The organism is Cryobacterium sp. CAN_C2 (assembly GCF_015751745.1).
GTDB lineage: Bacteria > Actinomycetota > Actinomycetes > Actinomycetales > Microbacteriaceae > Cryobacterium.
In genome coordinates, this window is the sequence record NZ_JADOUX010000006.1 from 60,098 (window position 1) to 80,488 (window position 20,391).

18 protein-coding genes are annotated in these 20,391 nt (G+C 65.1%); 4 read left to right on the forward strand and 14 right to left on the reverse strand.

The genetic code is table 11. The features are described 5' to 3' along the window. Positions 1-29: 29 nt before the first annotated feature. Together leuS and IWX77_RS17060 are read right to left on the reverse strand one after the other, a co-directional pair. A complete protein-coding gene (leuS, locus tag IWX77_RS06920) occupies positions 30-2,615 on the reverse strand; it encodes a leucine--tRNA ligase (RefSeq protein WP_442784436.1) in 2,586 nt (861 codons plus the stop codon). Between the two features lie 93 nt (positions 2,616-2,708). Then, positions 2,709-4,226: an anthranilate synthase component I family protein gene (locus IWX77_RS17060; RefSeq protein ID WP_327012107.1), complete on the reverse strand. Its 1,518-nt coding sequence runs from the start codon at positions 4,224-4,226 to the stop codon at positions 2,709-2,711. 90 nt (positions 4,227-4,316) lie between these two features. Between IWX77_RS17060 and IWX77_RS06930 the strand changes: the two genes are divergently transcribed. Beyond that, entirely contained in the window at positions 4,317-4,952 is a 636-nt protein-coding gene (locus tag IWX77_RS06930; protein WP_196843786.1) for a DedA family protein, read from the forward strand. 3 nt (positions 4,953-4,955) lie between these two features. On the opposite strand, the gene cydC is transcribed toward IWX77_RS06930, so the two are convergent. The 4 genes from cydC to IWX77_RS06950 all read right to left on the reverse strand — a co-directional run bounded on the left by cydC (position 4,956) and on the right by IWX77_RS06950 (position 10,908). Further along, on the reverse strand, positions 4,956-6,665 hold the full coding sequence (gene cydC, locus IWX77_RS06935) for a thiol reductant ABC exporter subunit CydC (protein WP_196843787.1): 1,710 nt from the start codon (positions 6,663-6,665) through the stop codon (positions 4,956-4,958). Beyond that, positions 6,658-8,373, reverse strand: coding sequence for a thiol reductant ABC exporter subunit CydD (gene cydD, locus IWX77_RS06940; RefSeq protein ID WP_196843788.1), 1,716 nt, complete (start codon positions 8,371-8,373; stop codon positions 6,658-6,660). The genes cydC and cydD overlap by 8 nt, the downstream gene beginning before the upstream one ends. Before the next feature lie 95 nt (positions 8,374-8,468). Beyond that, complete coding sequence (gene cydB / locus IWX77_RS06945) at positions 8,469-9,473, reverse strand: cytochrome d ubiquinol oxidase subunit II (protein ID WP_196843789.1); 1,005 nt, start codon at positions 9,471-9,473, stop codon at positions 8,469-8,471. Between the two features lie 22 nt (positions 9,474-9,495). After that, positions 9,496-10,908, reverse strand: a complete 1,413-nt coding sequence (locus tag IWX77_RS06950) for a cytochrome ubiquinol oxidase subunit I (protein WP_196843790.1) — start codon at positions 10,906-10,908, stop codon at positions 9,496-9,498. Between the two features lie 129 nt (positions 10,909-11,037). Between IWX77_RS06950 and IWX77_RS06955 the strand changes: the two genes are divergently transcribed. Further along, on the forward strand, positions 11,038-11,424 hold the full coding sequence (locus tag IWX77_RS06955) for a BlaI/MecI/CopY family transcriptional regulator (protein WP_196843791.1): 387 nt from the start codon (positions 11,038-11,040) through the stop codon (positions 11,422-11,424). Positions 11,425-11,451: 27 nt separating this feature from the next. Beyond that, entirely contained in the window at positions 11,452-12,441 is a 990-nt protein-coding gene (locus tag IWX77_RS06960; RefSeq protein WP_196843792.1) for a M56 family metallopeptidase, read from the forward strand. Here IWX77_RS06960 and IWX77_RS06965 read toward each other — a convergent pair. The 5 genes from IWX77_RS06965 to IWX77_RS06985 form a co-directional block, all read right to left on the reverse strand. Next, a complete protein-coding gene (locus IWX77_RS06965; protein ID WP_196843793.1) occupies positions 12,438-13,361 on the reverse strand; it encodes an ABC transporter substrate-binding protein in 924 nt (307 codons plus the stop codon). The genes IWX77_RS06960 and IWX77_RS06965 overlap by 4 nt on opposite strands. Further along, the gene (locus IWX77_RS06970; protein WP_196843794.1) at positions 13,345-14,100 is read right to left on the reverse strand and encodes an ABC transporter permease; all 756 of its coding nucleotides are present in this window, start codon (positions 14,098-14,100) and stop codon (positions 13,345-13,347) included. The genes IWX77_RS06965 and IWX77_RS06970 overlap by 17 nt, the downstream gene beginning before the upstream one ends. Further along, positions 14,097-14,783 (reverse strand): ABC transporter permease, encoded by a 687-nt coding sequence (locus IWX77_RS06975; protein WP_196843795.1) that lies wholly within the window; start codon positions 14,781-14,783, stop codon positions 14,097-14,099. Before IWX77_RS06975 ends, IWX77_RS06970 begins: the two co-directional genes overlap by 4 nt. Further along, entirely contained in the window at positions 14,780-15,715 is a 936-nt protein-coding gene (locus IWX77_RS06980) for an ABC transporter ATP-binding protein (protein WP_196843796.1), read from the reverse strand. The genes IWX77_RS06975 and IWX77_RS06980 overlap by 4 nt, the downstream gene beginning before the upstream one ends. A gap of 205 nt (positions 15,716-15,920) precedes the next feature. Beyond that, complete coding sequence (locus IWX77_RS06985; protein WP_196843797.1) at positions 15,921-16,598, reverse strand: TetR family transcriptional regulator; 678 nt, start codon at positions 16,596-16,598, stop codon at positions 15,921-15,923. A 96-nt stretch (positions 16,599-16,694) separates the two neighbouring features. Between IWX77_RS06985 and IWX77_RS06990 the strand changes: the two genes are divergently transcribed. Beyond that, a complete protein-coding gene (locus IWX77_RS06990; protein WP_442784433.1) occupies positions 16,695-17,768 on the forward strand; it encodes an App1 family protein in 1,074 nt (357 codons plus the stop codon). Positions 17,769-17,905: 137 nt separating this feature from the next. On the opposite strand, the gene IWX77_RS06995 is transcribed toward IWX77_RS06990, so the two are convergent. From IWX77_RS06995 to IWX77_RS07005, 3 genes are read right to left on the reverse strand one after another with little or no spacing between them, the layout of a single operon-like run. Then, entirely contained in the window at positions 17,906-18,715 is an 810-nt protein-coding gene (locus IWX77_RS06995) for an ABC transporter permease (RefSeq protein ID WP_196843798.1), read from the reverse strand. Beyond that, entirely contained in the window at positions 18,712-19,524 is an 813-nt protein-coding gene (locus IWX77_RS07000) for an ABC transporter permease (protein ID WP_327012108.1), read from the reverse strand. Before IWX77_RS07000 ends, IWX77_RS06995 begins: the two co-directional genes overlap by 4 nt. Then, positions 19,521-20,366 (reverse strand): ABC transporter ATP-binding protein, encoded by an 846-nt coding sequence (locus IWX77_RS07005; protein WP_442784434.1) that lies wholly within the window; start codon positions 20,364-20,366, stop codon positions 19,521-19,523. The genes IWX77_RS07000 and IWX77_RS07005 overlap by 4 nt, the downstream gene beginning before the upstream one ends. Positions 20,367-20,391: the final 25 nt, after the last annotated feature.

Below are 20,391 nucleotides of genomic sequence, written 5' to 3' on the forward strand. Positions count from 1 at the left end.
ATCGACCGGGGCCGGTTGTTCGTTGAACGCTAGGCGCGCGTGACGAACGAGACGAGCTTGGGTACGCGCACGATCACCTTGATGATCTCGCGGTCGCCGATAGACCGGATGACCGCCGCCGCGTCTCGCGCCATTTTTTCGAGGTCTTCGCTGGAGATCTTCGGCGAGACTTCGAGCAGGGTACGCATTTTGCCGTCGACCTGCACGACCGCGGTGACCGACTCCTGAACGAGCAGGGTCTGCTCGGCCTTGCGCCACGGGACGAGGGCGATGCACGGCTCGTAGCCGAGATGCGCCCACATGTCCTCCGCGGCGTAGGGCGCGAACAGATTCAGCGCCATAGCGGTGGCCTCGGCGGCTTCGCGCACGGCAGCATCCGCTGGACCGGCACCGGTGTCGATGGCCTTGCGGGTGGCATTGACCAGTTCCATCAGTCGTGCCACGACGACGTTGAACTTGAACGATTCGACCAGGCCGGGGGCGTCGGCGAGGAAGCGGTGGGTGACGCGGCGCAGCGTCACGTCGCCGCTCTTCCACTCCACGTCGGGTGCGCTCGTGACGTCGCGGGCGACGCGCCAGGCGCGGGCCAGGAACTTGGCCGAACCAACCGGGGAGACGTCCGACCAGTCGATGTCGTCTTCCGGCGGGCCGGCGAACGCCATCGTGAGGCGCACGGCGTCAACGCCGTGGGTCTCGACCTCTTCGGTGAAGTAGACGAGGTTACCCTTGCTCTTGCTCATCTTGGTGCCGTCGAGAATGACCATGCCCTGGTTGAGCAGCGCGGTGAACGGTTCGGTGAAGCTGACATAGCCCTCGTCGAACAGGAACTTCGTGATGAAACGTGCGTAGAGCAGGTGCAGAATGGCGTGTTCGACGCCACCGACGTACTGGTCGACGGGCGCCCACTTCTCGGCGTTCTTGGGGTCGAAGGCCTTGGTGTCGTCGCCGGGGTTCAAGAACCGCAGAAAGTACCAGGAGCTGTCAACGAAGGTGTCCATGGTGTCGGCGTCACGTCGGGCCGGGGTGCCATCGATCGGGTTGGGCACGTTGACCCAGTCCGTTGCTCCGCCGAGCGGGCTCGTGCCCTTGGGCTTGAGGTCGAGACCCTCGGCCTCGGGCAGCAGCACGGGCAGCTGGTCTTCGGGCACGGGAATCTCGGTGCCGTCTTCGCCGTGGATGATGGGTATGGGTGTGCCCCAGTAGCGCTGGCGGGAGATGAGCCAGTCGCGCAGGCGGTAGTTCTTGGCTGCGCGGCCGAGGCCGTCGGTGGCGAGCTTCTCGATGATGCGCTTGATGGCGGTGATCTTGCTCAGGCCGTTGAGCGGCCCGGAGTTGATCAGGCGACCTTCGCCCGCCAGGGCGATGCCGGTGCTGAGCGGGTCGAGCGCGGGCAGCTCTTCGATGCCGTCGAGCATGGCCTGCGTGATCACCGGAATCATGCCGGTGGCCGGGAAATTGGTGTCGACGACGACACGCACGGGGAGGTCGAAGGCGCGGGCGAAGTCGAGGTCACGCTGGTCGTGGGCTGGCACGGCCATGATCGCGCCGGTGCCGTAGTCGGCGAGCACGTAGTCGGCGGCCCAGATGGGGAGGCGTTCGCCGTTGACCGGGTTGATCGCGTAGCGGCCGAGGAACACACCGGTCTTTGCGCGGTCAGTGGCCTGGCGTTCCATCTCGGTGCTGCGCTGCACGCGCACGAGGTACTCCTGGAATGCTTCCTGCACCTCGGGGGTCGACTCGGCGACAAGTTCGGTGGCGAGGTCGCAGTCCGGTGCGACGACCATGAAGGTGGCGCCGAACAGCGTGTCGGGGCGGGTCGTGAACACGGTGACGCGTTCAGTGCGGCCCTCAATCGCAAAGTCGACATCCGCTCCGATGGAGCGTCCGATCCAGTTGCGCTGCATGTTGAGCACCTTGGCCGGCCAGGTGCCTTCGAGCTGGTTGAGGTCGTCGAGCAGGCGGTCGGCGTAGTCGGTGATTTTGAAGTACCACTGGGTGAGTTTCTTCTTCACAACGACGGCGCCACTGCGGTCGCTCGTACCGTCGGCCAGGACCTGCTCGTTGGCGAGCACGGTCTGGTCGATCGGGTCCCAGTTGACCCAGCTGTCCTTGCGGTAGGCCAGGCCCTTCTTGTAGAGCTGCAGGAACAGCCACTGGGTCCACTTGTAATATTCGGGGTCGCTCGTATGTAGTTCGCGGTCCCAGTCGAAGCTGGTCGCGTAGAGCTTCATGCTCTTCTTCTGCTGCGCGATGTTGTCGTAGGTCCAGCCGCGCGGGTCGATGCCCCGCTTAATGGCGGCGTTTTCGGCGGGTAAGCCGAAGGAGTCCCAGCCGATCGGGTGCAGCACGTTGAACCCCTGGTGGCGCCAGTAGCGGGCGACGACGTCGCCGAGTGCATACACCTCGGCGTGACCCATGTGCAGGTCACCGGACGGGTAGGGGAACATGTCGAGTATGTACTTGCGGGGGCGGGTGTCGCCCTCGTCGCTCGTACTGAACGGAGCCAGCTCTTCCCAGACGGGTTGCCACTTCGCCTGGATCGCCGCGAAGTCATAAATTTCTTCGTCGCTCTCATCGCGCTCGTCAATGCGTAAGCTTTCGTGCTCGTGTGCCACGTGACTCTCATTCATTGCAGGGGTAGAGCATGGTCTGTGCCGAACTTTCGCTCGGGTGCGATCGCGATAAAGCGCGCGTGCACATGTTCTAGATTACTCGGGCGCAGTGACCCCGAGGCCCGCGAGCAGTGCGGCCGCCTTGATTCGGGTCTCCTCGATCTCTTCGGCGGCGTCGGACAGGGCGGTGATTCCACCACCCGTGCCGATGCTCGCCCCGTTTGAATCGAGCACGATGCTGCGGATAACGATGGCCAGGTCCGCTGCACCGCCCCGCCCAATGTAGCCAAAGGCCCCGGAATAGATACCCCGCGGGCCCCGCTCGAGCGACTGGAGAATGGTCATCGCGCTCTGCTTTGGAGCGCCCGTCATGGAACCGGCCGGAAAGCACGATTCGATGGCGTCGATCACGGTGACGCCCGGTAACAGGTGCGCCTCGATGGTGCTGACCAGCTGATGCACGTGGGGGTAGCTCTCCACCGCGAGCAGGGTGGAGACAGCGACAGTGCCGAGCTTGGCGATTCGTCCGAGGTCGTTGCGCATGAGATCGACGATCATCAGATTCTCGGCACGTTCCTTGTCGCTGTGTTGCAGCTCGAGTTTCAGCCGGTCGTCTTCTCCCGGTTCGTCTGAGCGCGGCCGGGTGCCTTTGATCGGTTTGGTGCGAATGCGCCGATCCCGGCCCACGTGCAGAAACTGCTCCGGGCTCGCGCTGAGCAGCGCCACGTCACCGAATCGCAGCAAACCGCCGTGGTGGCTCGGGCTGCCTGCGCGCAGTGCGCCATAGGTGTCGACCGGGTGCCAGCGGCCCGCCACCCGAATCTCGTTGGTCAGGCACAGTTGGTAGGCATCTCCGTCGTGGATGGCGGCCAGACAGGTTTCGACCAGAGCGGCATAGTCGGTGGGGTGGTGACGCCAGCGCGGGACAGCGGATGCCCGCGGTGGGGCAACGCAAGCCGGCTCGGGCATTTGTGGGGTCGCCGCCAGTACCGCGGTCATTCGATGGAACCAGTGCGTCACGATCGCGGGCGGTTCGGTTGCGCTCGTGCGTGCCACGAGGGTCACCGTGCGGTCGCCGTGGTCGAACCGGATCATGCGGTCAATCTCGAGCAGGGCGGCATCGGGGTAGCGCGACTCGTGCACCGGGGCACCGACGGTTTGTGCGCCGAGTTCGTAGCCGAGCCAGCCGACCCAGCCGAGTTCGAACCCGCTGTCCTGAGACGCGCTGTCCTGAGACGCGCTGTCCTGAGACGCGCTGTCCTGAGACCCGCTGTCCTGAGACGCGCTGTCCTGCGAAGCGCTGTGGGAAGACGGGCCATCGTCGACATGCACGGTCAGGTCGCGCCGCAGAAACTCGAAGACCGTCTCGTGCGTGATATCGGGCGGCGCAGCATCCGCTGTCTGAACGTACCGGCTGGTCACCGTGCCCTCCGCCACCGACGCTGTGACGAAACGGGAGGTGGGCGAGGCCGCGCCAAGGTAGCTGACGCCCGTGCGCGCGTTCGGGCCGGCATCGAGCCAAAAGGCGTACCGGTCGCTGGCATAGAGCGCCGCGAATGCCGCTGCGGGGTCCGTCCAACGGGTCAGGAGCTTACTCTGCACGGTGCCGGTCACCAGAACAGCCTAGCTTTGCCGAGCGGGCACCCGGCGACGGCCAAAAGGCCCGACCTTGTTGAATTTCGCGCAGCACGTAGGCTGGGCGAAATGAATGACATCCTGACGTGGATCCTCGACACCGTCTCCGGCGTCGACCCGGTCATTCGAACGCTTCTGGCCTTTCTGGGCATGCTGCTGGAGACCTCGGTGCTGGTGGGACTGGTTGTTCCCGGCGACACCATCGTCGTCGTGGCCAGCACGGCGGTAACCGGCTCGGTCGAGTTCGTCACCCTCGTTCTGGCCGTGATCGTGGGAGCCCTGGCCGGGGAGAGCATCGGTTTTGCCCTCGGACACCACTTCGGCCCGGTCATTCGGAGCAGCCGGCTCGGCCGCCGCATTGGCGAACACAACTGGATTCGCGCCGAGAACTACCTCGACCGGCGCGGCGGTGCCGCCGTTTTCATGTCCCGATTTCTGCCGGTCTTGCACTCGCTCATTCCGCTGACCGTCGGCGCGAGCGGCATGCGCTACCGCACCTTCATGGCCTGGACTGTTCCCGCCTGCATCATCTGGTCCCTCGCCTATGTGAGCGTCGGGTCGGCGGCAGCGGAAGGCTACCGCGAACTGAGTGGTCGCCTGCACTTCGCCGGTTACCTGTTCGTCGGTGTGATCGCCCTGTTCGTGCTCGCGGTGTTCGTCATCAAGAAGTGGCTGCACCGCCGCGAGCTGCGCCACATGGACTGAGTCTTACGTGCGGGCGGGCAGGGTCACCCGGGCGGTCACGAGCTCGTCGGGCACGGGGATGTGCGAGATGAGCAGCACCGCGCGATGGGCGTCGGCCGCCGCCGTCAGGATGTCGCGCACGAGGGCATCCGCCCCCGCGCTGTCGACATTGGCGGTGGGCTCGTCGACGATGAGCACCGGAAAATCTGCGAGCAGGGCTCGCGCCAGCGCGATGCGCTGAGCCTGACCGCCGGAGACGAGCGCACCGCGCTCCCCCACTCGGGCGTCGAGGCCACCGCGCCGGGCGGCCCAGTCAGCCAGGCCGACGCGGGCCAGCACGGCGTCGAGTTCGGCATCGCTGGCCGTATCGCGTGCAAACAGCAAATTCTGACGGATGCTGTCATCAAACAACCACGGGCGCTGCTCGCACAGTCCGACCACCCGCCGCAGGTCCGTCTGGGAGAGCAGCCGTGCTTCGACCCCGTTGAGCCGGTACGAGCCGGTGTAGTCGAGAAAGCGCACGAGGGTCTGGGCGAGGGTGGTCTTGCCCGCGCCGCTGGGGCCGGCCAGGTGCACGCGGTCCCCCGGCGCGAGCCGCAGTGTCACGCCGGCCACGCCCGGCTGAGCCTGCCCGGGCCAGCGCGCTCCGAGATCGGACAGTTCGAGCACGACCGGTATGGCAGCGTGGTCGGCCGGAAAGAGCATCTGCGGGTTCACGACGTCGGCGGGGATCTCGGCCGGCGGAGACGCCGGAACAACGTTGGCAACGCGCCCTGCGCTGACCTGCACCTGACGCCAGGCGACGGCGGCGAGCGGAATCATGCCGAACACCTCGAACACGGCCATCGGCACGAGCACGGCGACGACCAGGGTCGGGGCGAGCAGTTGCGGGCTCAGCAGGCCACCCGTACCGGTGAGCTCGGGGATGCCGAAGTAGAGCGCGCCGAGCGTTGCCGCACCGGCGAACAGGGACACGACGGCCGACTGCACGCCGACCCCGACCGACCGTCGCAGCGAGGCCCGACGCAGGCGATGATCGGTGCGAGCGAGAGCCGCGAGACGCGGGCTCAGGGCGTCGAACGCGGTCAGGACATCGAGGTTTTCGACGATTTCCAATACCTCGTCGGCCAGGGCGCCGCGCAGCGGTGCGAGCTCCCGGTCGGCCCGTGCGGCCAGCCTGCCGGAGAAGACCGTTCCAAGTAATCCCGCCAGCAGCAGGCAGACCAGCACGATGAGCCCGGCAGCCGGTACGATCAGCCAGATACCGATCACGCCGAGTAGGGCGGTTATGCCCGCCACCAGGAGCGGTTGCACGACGCGCAACGGTAGGTCTTGCAGGTCGTCGACGTCGCGCACCAGGCGGGTGAGCAGATCGCCGCGCCCGGTATTCGCGAGCCCCGCGGGAGCCACCGGAACGATGCGACGAAAGATGCCCAGCCGCAGTTCGGCGAGTTGTCGGAACGCGGCATCGTGGCTGGCCAACCGTTCCAGGTAGCGAAATGCCGAACGCCCAATGGCGAAGGCGCGCACACCGACGACAGCCAGACCCAGAAAGGCCAGGGACGGCATTTCGGCCGCGCGGGTGATCAGCCAGGCCGAGCAAGCCAGCAAGGCCACCGCCATGAGGGCACTCCCGATCCCGGCCAGCAGGCCGGGAACAAACCAACGCGGGCGTGGCTGGGCGAGGCGCAGCACATCATGGGCAGCCGCCGTCGTCGTCGTGGCGTCAGACATGAATCCGCTCCTGCAGTTCGATCACCCGGTCTGCTGCGGAAACAACAGCCGGTCGGTGACTCACCACGATCACGACGCGGCCCTGATCGGCTAGCTGGCGCAGCCCGGCGAGAAGACCGGCCTCGGCGTCGGCGTCGAGGGCTGAGCTTGGTTCGTCCAGGATGACCACGTGGCACTCGGTCGCCAGCGTTCGGTAGATGGCCCGGGCTGCAGCGACGCGCTGTGCCTGACCGCCCGAGAGACCGTCGCCATTCACACCGAGAACCGTGGCCGGTGACACCTCGGAGGCGCCCGCCCAGTCCAGCGCCTGCGCGACCAGTCGCGGGTCAGGGACCGTCCGGCCACGCACGCCTCGCGCAGCGGATGCCGCCCCGAGAGCCACATTCTCGGCCACCGTTCCGCGGAACAGGCCAGGGCGCTGGCCGGCCCAAGCCAGCCACGGCCGAGTTGCCCCGGCCACCACCGGGGCGCCGCCGAGCGTGATCTCACCGGTCACGGGCACGAAACCGAGCAGAGCGGCCACGAGGGTCGATTTGCCCACCCCGCTCACTCCGCGCAGCACGCTCAGTTCGCCGGGAGCAAATTCCGCGTCCAGCTGGTCGATCACGACGGTGTCGCCGCGCCGAACGGTGACGCCGGCCAGTCGAAGGGCGCCTGATCCGGAGCCGAGTTGTTGGGTGGGCCCGGCCGCACGACGGGCCGAAGCTGCCTGACCGGCGATGACTGCGGCATCCGCTGTTGGAGCAGCGGGAACGGTATCGTCGTCGAGAATCGCGAACAGCTCGTCGGCGGCGGCCAGGCCGTCGGCCGCGGCGTGAAATTGTGCGCCCACCTGGCGCAGCGGCAGAAACGCCTCCGGCGCGAGTAGCAGAACGAACAGGCCGACGCCGAGCAGCAGTGTGCCGTCGACGAGTCGCAGGCCGATCGACACGGCGATGAGCGCGACCGAGAGGCTCGCTGCCAACTCGAGCACGAAGCCGCTGAGAAAAGAGACCCGGAGTACCGTCATGGTGCGGGTGCGGTATTCCTGCGTGATGGAGCGGATGCGGTCGAACTGGCGTCGTTCCCGACCATAGATCTTCAGGGTGCCGAGGCCCCCGACAACGTCGAGAAACCCCGTGGAGAGGCGTTGCAGTGCCTGCCACTGTTTGTGCTGAACCGATTGGGTGGCTCGGCCGATGAGAATCATGAACACGGGAATGAGCGGAATCACGATGATGACCGTGAGGCCGCTGGCGAGGTCCTGCCAGAGGATGGCCGCGATCAGAATCGGCGTTGCGATCATGGTCAGCAGCAGCTGCGGCAGGTAGCGGGCGAAATAGTTGTCGAGTTCGTCGAGGCCGGTTGTGACAACGGTCGCCAGGCGTGCACTCTGCCGGGCGGCGACCCAGTCGGGGCCACGCTCGGCCAGCTTGGCCATGACCCGGGCTCGCAACTGGCTCTTGACCCGTGCCGCGCCTCGATTGGCCGAGACTTCGAGCAACCAGATCAGCACAGACCGCAGCACAACGACCGCGGCAAGGGCGGCCAGGGTCGACACAATCTCGCGCAGGGGCTTCCCCGCCACCATGAGGGTGATTGCTCGGGTCAGCAACCACGCGAACGCGATGACAACGAGGGTTTGAGCAAACCCGAGCAGCGCGCCAATGAGAAGAAACCGGCGCGCTGCTGAGGCATAACGAAGAAGGCGAGGATCCAGGGGGCGCACTGCCTCAGTCTCCCACAGCGCTGGTATACGGCGTGCTGGTCAGCGTTGTTATAGTCAGCGTGGTCGTAGTCAACGTGGTCGTAGTCAACGGCGTACTAGTGAACAGCGACCGCAATGTGGGCCCGGCCGATGCGTTTGCGGAACACCCAGTAGGTCCAGCCCTGGTAGAGCAGAATGACGGGCATCCCGATCAGCGCGGTCCAGCTCATCACGCCGAGTGTGTACGTCGACGAGGAAGCGTTGGCAATCGTGAGGCTGTTGGCCGGGTCGTTGCTGGCCGGCATGACGTCGGGAAACAGCGACGCGAACAGGGTCAGCACGGCGAGACCGATCGTGCCGGCCATGAGAGCGAACGCGAGCCGTTCGGCGCCGCGCAGGTTGGCCAGGAACGATGCGATCAGCGCGACCGCGGTCAGGGCGGCGAAGAGAGCGGATGCCACGGTGCCGTACGCGAAGGTCGTCCAGACCAGGAAGCAGGCCGCGACGACGATCGTCACGATTCCGGCCCTGGTGGCGAGTTTGCGCGCCCGCATTCGGATGTCTCCCTCGGTCTTGAGCGAGACAAACACCACCCCGTGCACGAAGAACAGCAGCAACGTGGTGAGGCCGCCGAGCAGGGCATACGGGTTGAGCAGGTCGAAGAACGTGCCGACGTAGTCGTGGTTGACGTCGAGGTTGACGCCGCGCACGACGTTGGCGAAGGCCACGCCCCAGAGCAGCGCCGGAACGGCCGAACCGACGATGATCATGCCGTCGAACCACTTCTTCCACGATGATTCGGGGCGCTGGTGCCGGTATTCGAACGACACCCCGCGCAGAATCAGTGCCACCAGAATGAGCAGCAGCGCGAGGTAGAAACCGCTGAACATCGTTGCGTACCACTCGGGAAACGCCGCGAACAGCGATGCGCCGGCCACGATGACCCAGGTTTCGTTGAGGTCCCAGACCGGACCGATGGTGTTGATGAGAACGCGGCGATCGGTGTCGTCCTTGCCGAGGAAGGGAAGGGACATGCCGACCCCGAAATCGAAGCCATCGAGTACGAAGTACCCGATGAACATCGCAGCGATGATCCAGAACCAAAGAATTGTGAGATCCATCTTGTATTCCTGTTGACCCGTCCTAGTAGACCGTGACAGTTTGCGTGAGTTCGCCGGATTCGGCGTCGGGGACCGGAGCATCGTCCGGACCCTTTTGAACGGCCTGAAGGATGAGTCTGAACTCCACCACCGCGAGGATGCCGTAAAGCAGGGTGAAGACGATCAACGAGATCAGGATCTCCACACCGGTCACGCCGGGCGAGACGCCGTCCTGCGTTTTCAACAGGCCGAAGACCAGCCACGGCTGTCGGCCCATCTCGGTGAAGACCCATCCCACGGTCATGGCGAGTAGCGACGCCGGGAAGCTCCAGATGGCCAGGCTCCAGACCCACTTCTGTGTCGGCATCCGTCCCTTGCGGGTGAGGAACAGGCCGACAACGGCGACGAGCATGTGCAGGAGTCCGAGAGCGATCATCCAGCGGAACGCCCAGTAGGTGATCCAGATGGTCGGGGTGTAGTCCCCCGGCCCGTATGTGGCAACGTACTGCGCCTGCAGGTTGTTGATACCCTGCACGGTGCCGTCGAAGGTATGGGTCGAGAGGAACGACAGCAGGTACGGGATCCGGATGGAGAACAATTCGTGCACGCCGTCCGGGGTGCCGAGCGTGAACAGTGAGAACGACGCGTTGGCTCCCGTGGCCGTGTGATACAACGCCTCGGCTGCGGCCATTTTCATTGGCTGCACCTCGCCCATCACGAGGCTGAGCTGATCACCGGCGAGTGTCGTGCCGATGCCGGCGATGACCATCATCCACATGCCGAACTTGAGCGCGGGACGCATGGTCTCGAAATGCTGGTTGCGCGCCAGGTGCCAGGCTGCGACCGAGATGATCAGTCCCGCCGACACCATGAAACACGCGAGGATAGTGTGCGGGAACGCCGCCAGCGCGATCGGGTTGGTGAGCAGCTCGCCGATGCTGGTCAGCTCGGCCCGGCCCTTCTCCGCGTTGATGGTGTACGCGATCGGGTTCTGCATGAAGGCGTTGGCCGCGAGGATGAAGTAGGCCGACGTGATACTGCCGATAACGGTCAGCCAGATGGTTGCAAGATGCACCTTCTTCGGCAGCTTGTCCCAGCCGAAAATCCACAGGCCGATGAAAGTGGCCTCGAGGAAGAACGCGAGAATGCCCTCGAAGGCGAGCGGGGCACCGAAGACGTCGCCGACGAAGCGCGAGTAGTCCGACCAGTTCATGCCGAACTGAAACTCCTGCACGATACCGGTCACGACGCCCATGGCGAAGTTGATCAGAAAGATCTTGCCGAAGAAGTGCGTCAGCTGCAGATACTTGGCTTTGTCGGTGCGTACCCAGGCCGTCTGGAAGATCGCCACAGTGAGGGCCATTCCGATGGTGAGTGGGACGAAAAGAAAATGATAGATGGTCGTCAGACCGAACTGCCACCGTGAGAGGAGTAAAGGGTCCAGCCACTCGTTCATATGCCCTCCAGCATTGTTGCTACCGCGCAAACTTTCTACGCTGTGTAGAACATTACACTTCTACGCTGTGTAGAACATTAGACTTCTACGACTCGTAGAAATCACAGTTTCACAGCGTAATATGCTGACATGGCAAATTTGGGCGTGCTCGAGAGGCTGTTGATGAATGTCCTGTGGGACTCCCCGGCACCGTCGACTGCCAACGAACTCAAGGAGTCCCTGGTACGCCGTGAGAGAGGGGCCATGCCGACCAAACCGCCGGCGACGACGACAGTCCTGACGGTGCTGTCTCGACTCGAAACGAAGGGCTTCGTCACCCGCGACCGTAGCGTCCGGCCGCACGCCTACACCGCCGTTATGACCCGCGCGACCCACACGGCGGGACTCATGCACGAGGTGCTCGGGCAGGTACCCGACCGCCAGGCGGCCTTGGTGCGCTTCATCGGAGGCGTCACCCCTCAGGAGGCAGACACACTGCGCCAGTTGCTCGGAGTCGTGAATTCCGACAACGCCTAACGCCGCCAGAGCTCACCCGCGATACCCATGATCACCGCCGCCGTCATGCTCGGCATCATCGCCGTTCTGCTGGCCTGGCCCGTACCGCTCGTGCTGGCCCGCTCAGACTGGCCGGCTCGCTCCCCCGGCGTAGCCCTCGTGCTCTGGCAGGCTATCGCCCTGTCCGGCGGTATGTCCATGATCGGCTCGCTGCTGCTCTACGGCCTCGTTCCGTTCGGCGACACCCTTCCGCAGAGCATCGTCGTGCTCGTCGGCGACCTGCGGGCCGGCACACTCCCGGCCGGAACGAGCTTCACCCACGTGCTCGCACTTGGCAGCGCCATTCTGCTTGGCACCCACCTATTGTTGAATCTTCTCGCGACTTTCGTTCGTGCCGAGCGCCAGCGCCGCCGTCACCACACTCTTATCGCCCTGCTCAGCGATCCCCTGCACGGCCAGCCGGGAATGCGGGTCATCGACCATCCGGCCCCGGTCGCCTATTGCCTGCCCGGAGCCGGGCATTCGGCAACGGTCCTCTCGAATGGACTGCTCCGACTACTCGATACCGACCAGGTGCGTGCGGTGATCGCCCACGAGCAGGCACACCTCGTGCAACAGCACCACCTGGTGTTACTCGCCTTCAAGAGCTGGCACAGCGCATTGCCGTGGTTCCCGATCGCCAACCGCGCCGAGAACGCCGTCGCCCTGCTGGTGGAGATGCTCGCCGATGATCATGCCCGGCGCGTGGTCGACGATCACACCCTGGCCCGCGCGATCGCCCTCACGGGGTTCGCACTCGCCGGGTTCACCACACCCTTCATGAGCGAAGCGGATGCGGCGACGAGCGCCATCGCATCCGCTTCACACACTGACAAAGGACGAGCTGCAGAACCCGAGCATCCGGCACACCAGGTGACGCCACGAGTGGCCCGGCTGGTGAACCCGACCGTGCCGCTGGGCTACACGGCCACGATAGGAGCACTCACCGTATCGGCGGTGCTCCTGACCGGGCCGGCCCTCATTCTGTTCGGTGCCTAGACGAGCTTCTCCTGAGTCAGCCAGGCCGTCGCGATCTTGTCGGCCGAGAGCTTGTCGTTGAAGCTCTGCGAGTTCAGATCGACCAGCATGTCGGCTGTGAGGGCCGCACTAACCTTGTTGAGAATCGCCGCGGCGCTGTCATCGACCTTCTGGGAGACGACGGGCACGATGTTGTCCGGAAAGAACAATCCGTCGGGGTCGGTGAGGGCGACCAGACTGTTGGTTTTGATGTTCGGGTCAGCCGTGTAGATGTTGGCGAGCTGAATGTCACCGTCGACGAGCGCCTTGACGGTCAACGGTCCGCCACTGTCCTCGACCGGCACGAATCCGGCAATCTTGATTCCGTACTTCTCCTTGAGGGCAGTCGGCCCGTAGGGACGCGTCTCGAGCTCCGAGTTGCCACCGACGGTGATCGGTTCGGTGACGTTGGTCAAAGAGGCGATGTCGGTGAGGCTGTACTTGCTCGCGACGGCGTCGGTGACGGTCCAGGAGTTCTGGTCGGAGGCCTCGGCCTTGTCGAGAACACGCAGGTTGTCGGGCAGGGCGGCCTGGAGTTCCGTGTAGGTCGCGTCGCTGGTGCCGCCGACGGCGGCCTTGTCGAGGGCCTGCAGCAGGCTTCCGGTGTATTCCGGGAAGACGTCGATCTTGCCGTCTTCGATATCGGGCAGGTAGACCTCACGCTGGCCGATCTGGAACTGTCGGTCGACGGTGAAACCGCCGGCTTCGAGTGCCTGCGAGTAAATTTCGGCGATGATCTCGTTGGAGTAGTACGCCTGCGACCCGACCACGATGGTGGAGTCGGTGGCGCTACTCGACGGTTCCGCCAGGGGGTCCCCCGACGCACACCCTGCAAGGGCTACGACGGCCCCAACCGCGACGGCGCCGATGAGCGTGAGCCGGCCTCTATGTGCTGTGAACATTGCTGTTTCCTTTCTCGATGGTGGTTTCCATCACCGGGCGGGATCGGGATGACCCGTCGCGGATATCTGTGGGGAGTCCCTCGGTGACGCCGCGGGGAACGACCAATTTTTGTATGAGGGCGAACACGCCCTCCAACACGATCGCGAGCAGGATCACGAGAACCGAACCGCCGAGCATTTCGCCGTAGTCGCGAATTCGCAGGCCTTCAAAGAGGTAACGGCCCAGGCCGAAATTTGCGATGTACGCGGCGAGGGTGGCCGTGGCCACGACTTGCAGGGTCGCGGAGCGTAACCCGCCTATCAGCAGAGGAAGGCCGAGCGGCAGCTCGACCTTGAGCAGGATCTGTGCCTCCGACATGCCCACGGCCCGCGCCGCATCGATAATCTTGCGATCAATCGCTTCAAATCCGGTGTACGCGCCGGCCAGTATGGGCGGAATGGCGAGCACGATCAGCGCAACGAAGGGGGCGCTTAAGCCTATTCCCACCCAGAGGGCCACCAGGGTGAGCAGGCCCAGGGTGGGAATGGCCCGGAACGCGCCCGAGATCGCCACGGCCAAGCCCCGGCCGCGACCGGTATGCCCGATAACAAAGCCGATCGGTACGGCAATCACCGCGGCAACGATAAGGGTCACGAGTGTGAAAAGCAGGTGTTGGGCGAGACGCGTCGGAATGCCACCGGCTCCGATCCAATTCGCGGGGTCGAGCAGCCAGGCCAGAGTTTCGATGAAAAAGCTCATGTGGTCACCCCCGCGACGACGGCACTGTTGCGAGCCGCGACGCCGATCGCGCTGCGCCGGGTCCACGGCATCAGCAGCCGTCCGAACAGCACGAGCGCCGCATCCAGTACGAGGGCGAGCAGCACGGTCGCCACGATGCCGGCGATGATCTCTTCTTGGATTCCCCGCTGGATCCCGTCGGTGAACAAGCTGCCGAGGCTCTGAGCGCCGATCACCGCACCGACCGTGGCGAGACTCACCGTGCTGACCGCCACGACGCGCAGGCCAGCCAGAAGCACGGGACCGGCCAGGGGCAGCTCGACCTGCCAGAAAACGGTCCACCCCGAAAATCCGACGCCCGTTGCCGACTGTTGCACGTCGCGGTCGACGGAACCGAGGCCATCCGCTACCACCCGCACCATCAGGGCCACCCCGTAGAGAGTGAGCGCGATGATCAGGTTCAGTGGCGAGCGGATGCTGGTGCCCACGATGAAGGGCAGCACGATGAACAGCGGCAGCGACGGAATGGCATAGAGCAGCCCGACCGTGGTCAGAATAACCGCCCGGCTCGCGCGGTAGCGGTGCGCCAACCAGCCGAACGGGAGGGCGATGACGAAACTGAGGATGATCGAGGGCACGCTGAGCACGAGGTGATCGAGCGTGCGATCCCAAATAAGGTCCATATTCGACCAGATCCAGGTCACCGCGAATCCCCACCCTGCGCCGAAGCACCCGGTCCGCGAGGACCGGCCTTTGACTCTGACCCACACTGTGACTCTGACCCAGACTGTGACGCGGCGCTGGCCCGGGACGACGTGGTCGACGAGCCGACGAGCACCCCGGCCAGACGACCTGTTTCGTCGACGACAATGTCGCCATCGCCGTGGTTCTCGACGTGCAGGGACCGCTTGCCGCGATCGGCACCGACGAAGGTCGCGACGAACTCATCGATCGGATTCGCCAGGATCTCGGCGGGCGAACCCACCTGGGCGACCTTTCCGCCGGTACGCAGGATGACCACCTGATCGCCGAGCAGGAAGGCTTCGTCGATGTCGTGGGTCACGAAGACCACGGTCTTGCCGAGTTCGCGTTGCAGCCGCAGCAGCTCCTGCTGCAGTTCGGCGCGCACGATCGGATCCACCGCGCCGAACGGTTCGTCCATGAGCAGGATATTAGGGTTGACGGCCAGCCCACGGGCAACGCCCACGCGTTGCTGCTGGCCGCCGGAGAGTTGGCTCGGATACCGATTGGCCAGGGACCGGTCGAGGCCGACCGTGTCAAGCAGTTGGAGTGCCTCCTCGCGGGCTCTCTTCTTCGGCATCCCCCGCAGCATCGGTACGGTAGCGACGTTGTCGATGACTTTGCGGTGGGGAAGCAGCCCCGAGTTCTGCATGACATAGCCGATGCCGCGTCGCAGCTTGACCGGCTCGAGCGTACCGATGTCCGCTCCGTCAATGTCGATGGACCCGCTGGTCGGATCCACCATCCGGTTGATCATGCGCAGCAGGGTTGTCTTTCCCGAACCGGAGGTTCCGACAAACACGGTCGTTTTGTAGGACGGCAGGACGAGGCTGAAGTCGTCGACGGCGAGGGTGCCGTCGGGGAACCGTTTGGTCACCGCGTGGAATTCGATCATCCTGGTGCCTCGCTCCTCGCATCGGTCGGGTCAACACAAACCAGATGCTAACCCAACCACTTTTCGAGGCGACAGGCAAAACAGATTGCGTAAAAAGGATTCATCCCGGAGCGAACGAGCAAAACTGACGCACCAGCCAACGCCACCCACAGAGCCGGGCAACCCATCGGGTCGACCGGCTCGCAGTGGAGGGTACGGGCGGACGCTACGACGCAGTGGCGAGAAAACTGAGCGCCTGCGGGCTGTAATAGCGGTCGAGGTAGTCGCGCAACACCAGACGGCACTCGGCGATAAAGCGCTCATCACCGACCGGGTCGGTGTGAAAAGCACGGGCGAGTAGTGCGTCGGCCATCTCGACGGCGACCTCGAGTCGAAAGATCAGTTCCTCGCCGGCCGGCAGGTCGAACTCGTTCACGAGAACATCGGCGAGGCGTTGGGCGAAGAAATCGGCATCCGCCACGGCGTCAACGGCGGGAGCGCCGTCGCGGTCGTCGAAGTTCACGATGCGAAAGCCGGGCTCGGAGCGGTACAGGCCGACAAAGGCGGTCACAACGCAGTCCACAGCGTCCCACCAGCAGCTGAGGGTGCTGGCACTGAGCTCGTCGACGACACGCTGCCGAAAGCGCACCACGGCGCGCTCGTGCAGCGCGTGCAGAACGGCCACCCGGTCTGGGTAGTAGCGGTACACCGTGCCGATGGAGGCACCAGCACGGTCCGCGATCATCGCGGTCGTGATGCGGTCGAAACCGACCTCGTCCACAACGGCGGCAGCTGCATCGAGCAAACCGGACAGTCGTGCAGCGCTGCGCTGCTGAATCGGCTCGGTGCGCACCTGTTGCAGTGCTACACCGGTCTCTTCACCCAATAGGCCATCTAGCGACATTTCTCCCCCTTGAATATAAATCACCATCCTATTGGGTAAAACCCCATTCCCACAGCCCTGATCGGGGATGCACAGCAAACATGGCAGAATGGGGGGGTGCCACAGTCCCCAGACGCCTCGCCGAGTGCGCCCAGTCCCGAGCGGATCATGCACCGCGCAGCCCGCATCGAGGACTGGCTCCACGACCGCCGCGAACACTCCGCACGTCGTCGCGGCTATCAGCCCACCGTCATCCCGTACACCGGTTACGGCTCGACGGCGTGGGTTCGCATTCTCTGCCGGGTACTCCTGACCAAACCGATCAAGCCCGACAAGCGCCAGAAGCGCCCCCGACCGGATGGCCTTGACCCCGGCATTCGCGGCTGGCGCAGCTTCACGAGCGTGCCCGTGAACGACGTGACCGTCACGATAGAGATCGACGGACAGAGGCATCACGTACAGGCTGACCGCGGCGGCGTCGTTGACACCGTCGTTCCGGCATCACTGCCCGCCGGTTGGCACGTGGCCCGACTGCACACCGAATTCTCGGACGTGGCCGAAGCCCCGCTGTTCATCGTGGCGCCCACGGTCGGCTACGGCGTCGTCTCCGACGTCGACGACACGGTGATGGTCACCACGCTCCCGCGCCCGCTGTTGGCCGCCTGGAACACATTTGTGCTCGACGAGCATGCCCGGGTGCCGACCCCAGGGATGGCCGTGTTTCTGGAACGACTGGCGTCGTTCACCCCCGGCGCCCCGGTCATCTATCTCTCCACCGGCGCCTGGAACGTGGCCCCCACCCTGTCACGCTTTCTGTCCCGCAACCTCTACCCGGCCGGGGCACTGCTGCTGACCGATTGGGGCCCCACCCACGACCGCTGGTTCCGCAGTGGCAGCGCGCACAAACGTGACAACCTGCGTCGGCTCGCCGAGCAGTTTCCGCACATGCGCTGGATTCTCATCGGCGACGACGGCCAGCACGACGAGGCCATCTACAGCGACTTTCAGCGTGACTATCCGGGTAGTGTCGCAGCCGTGGCCATCCGTCAGCTCTCCCCGAGCGAAGCGGTGCTCGCCGGTGGGCGCTCGCGCGACGCCGTCTTGATCGAGGGCGGCCCGGAAGGCCCCTGGGTCTACGGGCCAGACGGGTCGAGCCTGGCCAATCAACTGGCCGAGCACGGGCTGCTGTAGCCCGACTGATTTACAGCACCGCTGAACGACAGCCCCACTGAATTCCAGCCCCACGGATTTAGAGCCCCCCGGAACTACAGCCTTACTGCGGGCTGCGACCGGGCAGTGACAGGGCGGTGCGTCAGCTCATCCAGGCGTCAGCTCGCGGTGCTCTGCTCCATGCCCATGCGACGCAGCACCAGGTTCTCGCCTACCTGGGCCAGGCCGTAGAGTGCGAGGGAGACGATGGTGATCACCACGACCGACGCCCACACCTCGGAGTTCTGCACCTTGGCGACAGCGGCGACAATCGAGTTACCGAGGCCCTGACCGGTCGTGAGCCATTCGGCCAGCAGCGCGCCGGTAATGGCCCCCGGCACCGAGATCTTCACAGCGGCGAAGAACGACGGCAACGAAGTAGGCAGCGCCACCTTGCGCAGGGTCGTCACGGCGCTGCCGCCGTAGACGGTGATCACATCGCTGATCTGCGGCGACGAGGAACGGAGTCCGAACGCAATGTTCACGAGCGCCGGAAACAGCACGACGATGGCACCCATCACCACGGCGGTCGTGAGTCCGCGCCCGGTGATGAGACTGATGACGGGCACGAGGGCCACCAGGGGCACCGAACGCAACAACAGAGCAATGGGCATGAGGGCATGTTCGATGCCCCGCACCAGGTTGAAGGCCACCGCAAGCACCAGGGCACAGGTGAGACCGGCGATGAAACCGAGTAGGGCATCGTTCAGGGTCACCAGGAGGTTGCTGAGGATCAGGGCGCGATTATCGGCCGCTTCGGGAACGCTGGCGAGCCACGTCCAGACGTCAAGGGGACCCTTGGCCAGGAAGGGCGATACGTCCAGCAGCAGCAGCAGTCCCTGCCAGGCGACCAGCACGAGTGCGAGGGTGATGAGCCCGGTCAGCAGACCGCGGGTCACGGTCACGAGCGCCACCCGTGCAAAGCTCATCGGCCGCTCCGTCCGGTAGTCCACGGCGTCGCAAAACGCAGGATGACAGCAAAGATCGCGTACCCGAGGCCCGCGGTGACACCGGCGACGAGCGCGAGACTCCACACCCGGTCGACGTTGGCCGTTGAACCGGCCACGAGCATGGCAATGCCCAGGCCACGGCTGACTCCGCCGAGGTACTCCCCCAGAATGGCACCGATGAAGGCGGCCGGCGCGGCGACCTGCAGCGCCGTCAACACGCTGGGCAGACCGGCGATCAGGCGCACCTTACGCAGTTGGGTGAACGTGCTGCCGCCATAGACCCTGATGAGATCAAGGCTCGCGCCATCCGCTGCTCTAAGGCCAACGAGCGAGCCGATCACGGTCGTGAAAAATACCGACATGGCAGCGAGAAAGACCGCCGTTCCCGCCGGGTCGCCCGCGCTCGGCGCCCCGATCACGATGTAGGCGATCGGGCCGATGGCAACGATCGGAACACAGTAGGTGATCACGGCGATCTGCATCGCGATCCTCTCGATGCGCGGCAGCAGCAGCACGACGGTCGCGAGGGCCAGGGCGAGCCCGTTCCCCCAGGCAAAGCCGATGAGCGCTTCGAGCATGGTGACACTGACGTGGGGCAGGTAGAACGCGGGTCCATCGCTCCCGAGCTGCATGAGCACATCGAGCGGGGTCGGCACAGCCCCGCCGGGCAGGGAGCCGACCTCGGCAAAGACGGTGACGGCGCCGATCCACCACAGCGCAATGACGATCGCGCCCCCGATCAGGCCGGTCGCCCAGGCGGGCAGGGCGCGCAGCGAGCTTCGGATCACCGTTCGTCGCCCCCCACGGCGACACCGCTGAAGAGCAGGTCGGAGGCGCGGTCATGCAGTGCATGAAATTCGGGCGAACGCATCATCTCGGGCAACCGGGGCCGCGGAAGGTCGACGTCGATGACTTCGTGGACCCGGCCGGGGCGCGCGCTCATGACCGCGACGTGGTCGGAGAGGAAGATGGCTTCGGCGATGCCGTGGGTGACCATGAGGGTCGTGGCCGGCTTCTGCGTCCAGATGCGCAACAACTCGAGGTTGAGCCGCTGGCGGGTCATGTCGTCGAGGGCTCCGAAGGGTTCGTCGAGCAGCAGCACCGAGGGCTTGAGCACGAGCGATCGGGCGATGGACACGCGCTGTTTCATGCCACCGGAGAGCTGCGCCGGTTTGGCCTTCTCGAAGCCCTGCAGACCCACGAGGGCGATCAACTCGTCGATATAGGCGTCGTCGACAGGAATGCGAGCGACTTCAAACGGGAGACGAATGTTCGAGCGCACGCTGCGCCAGGGCAGGAGGGCGGAATCCTGAAAGGCAATGCCGAGTTGGTGCCCGCGACGCAGTTCCTGCGGGCTCTTGCCATCGACCCGGGTCGTGCCGCTCGTGGGGTGCTCCAGGCCGGCCAGAATGCGAAGAATGGTCGATTTTCCGCAGCCGGACGGTCCGAGCAACGAGAGAAAACTACCCTTTTCGGTGTGCAGATTGGCGTCGTCGAGGGCGACGACTTCTTTACGCCCCACGGCGAAGACCTTGTGCAATTGGGAGATATGCAGGCCGGTGCCCGCAGTTGCGCCGCTGGCCCCGTCATTCGCCACCGAATCACGAACACCGGCATCAGCACTGCTCACGTGGGACGCTCCTTAGCGATGGCAT